Below are 2,126 nucleotides of genomic sequence, written 5' to 3' on the forward strand. Positions count from 1 at the left end.
TCCAGGGCCTTGTCGACCGGGACTTCGTACGTCCAGGCGCCGTCCTTGTCAGCCACGGTAGTGCCCAGTTCCACGCCGTTGTCGTAGACATGGACGATGCTGCCCGCCTCGGCTTCACCGGAAAGAACCGGTGTGGTGTCGTTGGTCGAACCGCCCTTGGCGATGTCGATCGGGTGCTCCGGGTCGTTGTTGTTCGCCACCGCGTCGATACTGGGCGCATTCGGGGGGATAAGGTCGACTGCGTACATGTGGAAGGTCGACACAAAGTCTTCACCACCAGCCGCGTTGGTCGCGAGCAGGGCGGCCTGGATTCGCTTCGGCTGGGCGTCAATCAGGTCGGAGACTGGAATATCGGTAATGCTCCAGCGGCCATCCGCGCCAACAGTCGTGCTGTACTGGTTGCCATTGATGATCAGGGTCACCACGTCCCCTGCGCGTGCGCCGGAGGAGCCGCCCGATACAGTCTGGTCAGAGACCGCATCGGCGGCACTGATAATGTCATCGCCACCAATAGGGTCGACCCACAGATTCCCAACTACGGGAGTCGTGTCGATGCTGATCGGATACGGAGCAGATGGACTGCTCAAGTTACCAGCCGGGTCCTCGGCGCTGACGCTCAGCTCATGCGCGCCATCGGCCAGTGGCGAATCAGGGGTAAAGCTCCAGTTACCATCGGAATCCACCACGGCAGTACCGATCTCGCTGCCATTGTCCATCACGTGGATGGTATCGCCCGGCTCGGCACCGACACCGGAAATCACCGGGGTGCTGTCATTGGTCAGAGCGTTTGGTTCGACATGGACCGGATTGCCCGGGCTGAAGTCACTGACCACGTCGCTGATCGCCGGGACATCCGGGGCAATCGTATCGACGATGATGGTATAAGGATCGGACGGATCGCTCTTCTCGTGGGTCGCGGGATCCTCATCAATGACGATGATGTCGTGCGACCCTTCATTCAGCGGCAGATCCGGCACAAAGCTCCAGCTACCGTCGGAATTGGCTGTGGTGCTACCGATCTCGCTGCCATTGTCGAGCACATGGATGATGTCGCCCGGCGTTGCGCCACTGCCCGACACGACCGGGGTGGAGTCGTTGGTCAGGCCGTTATGGGCAACGTTGCTCGGATGAAGCGGATCGTTGTCGTTGGTGATGCTGCTGATCGCCAGTTTCGCCGGCTTTTGCAAAAGCAGACCGTGATGATTACTACCACTGCTCCTGCTGGTGGCCGCAGCCACTCCGCCAATGCCCGCAGCCCCCGCGAGCAACGGCCACAGCAGCGAGCCGCCAGCGCTTTCCAGCGCACCGTAAGCGAGCGGCGCGGTACCCAGCGGGGACGTGCCCAGGGTAAGCGGCACGAGCTCGCCATCAGCCAACATGGCGCTCTCGCCGCCAGCTTGCACATAGGAGTAGAGCTGGCCATCTTCGGCAACGCCATAGAGCTGCGTATCCATGCCCTCTGCAAAGTAGTCCTGGATAACCAGTTCAGGTTCTTCGCTGCCGCGAGCGAAGAGTTGCAGGTCCTTGCCGACACGTTTGACACTAACGTTTTCAGGGGCCACATCACTGTTACCAGCCTGAATCAAATACTTGGTACCTGCTTGCGCCTTGACCTTGCCGCCGGACGCAACTGCAACCTTCGTGGTTGCATTTTCGGTAACGGCCGTCAGGCCGATTTTTTCAATGAACATGTAAAGACTGCCTCGGGATGAACACGGTATTCGAAGCGCTTAGCTTGAATTGGCAGCCACACAACTTATATTCGGACTTTTCCGAGGAACCCGTCATAAATTCCCAAGAGTTGTAGGACACTCGTGAAGCCAGATAATTATCTGTAATGGTCGGAAAACCAGTCACCGCTGCCTCCCACGCCTCGCTGCGAGCGCCGCACAAACAAGAAAGCCCGCCATTCACGGCGGGCTTTCTTGTGGTTGCGGGGTACTCCAGACAAGGGCTGAGCTTCCCAGGAAACAGCTCAGAAAATGAATAACCTGAGATGTCCCACCGAGCCATTCTCAATCACCGTTCTGAGTCCCCTGGATCACCAGCTCCACGCGGCGGTTCGGTGCGTTGCAGGCGATCTTTTCGCTACGCGAACCGCTGTTGCACTGCACCACCGGCTCGGC

1 protein-coding gene is annotated in these 2,126 nt (G+C 59.2%); it reads right to left on the reverse strand.

Going from position 1 to position 2,126, the window contains the following annotated elements:
• Nucleotides 1-1,691: Ig-like domain-containing protein (locus N5C91_RS31760; RefSeq protein WP_279834492.1), on the reverse strand; the 1,691-nt coding region annotated here is incomplete at its 3' end.
• Nucleotides 1,692-2,126: the final 435 nt, after the last annotated feature.

Origin of the sequence: Pseudomonas sp. GD03903, from assembly GCF_029840045.1 — a bacterium.
Lineage (GTDB): Bacteria > Pseudomonadota > Gammaproteobacteria > Pseudomonadales > Pseudomonadaceae > Pseudomonas > Pseudomonas pseudonitroreducens.